This window comes from Streptococcus halitosis, from assembly GCF_027691175.1.
Taxonomy (GTDB): domain Bacteria; phylum Bacillota; class Bacilli; order Lactobacillales; family Streptococcaceae; genus Streptococcus; species Streptococcus halitosis_A.
In genome coordinates, this window is record NZ_JAQFBD010000012.1 from 1 (window position 1) to 326 (window position 326).

The following is a 326-nucleotide window of genomic DNA, read 5'->3' on the forward strand; positions in this document are numbered from 1 at the left end:
AAAGATGGCAGTCAAGCAACGCCAACGCAACCAAGTCAAACAGAAGTTAAGACGGCAGAAGGTACCTGGAGCTTCAAGTCCTACGACAAGGCATCAGAAACCATCAATGGAGCAGATGTTAAGTTTGTAGGTACATGGGAATTTACAGCAAGCCCAGTTCCAACAGTGACTCATAAGGCAGTTCACGAGTTTGTCAGCGGAACCCCAGGTAAAGAACTTCCACAAGAAGTGAAAGCCCTTCTTCCAGCAGACCAAACAAACTTGAAAGATGGCAGTCAAGCAACGCCAACGCAACCAAGTCAAACAGAAGTTAAGACCGCAGAAGG

General features: G+C 46.9%; 1 protein-coding gene. It reads left to right on the top strand.

The window, feature by feature from the left end:
- Positions 1–326 (top strand): SHIRT domain-containing protein (locus PG086_RS09675; protein ID WP_270748845.1); only part of this gene is annotated, 326 nt, incomplete at both ends.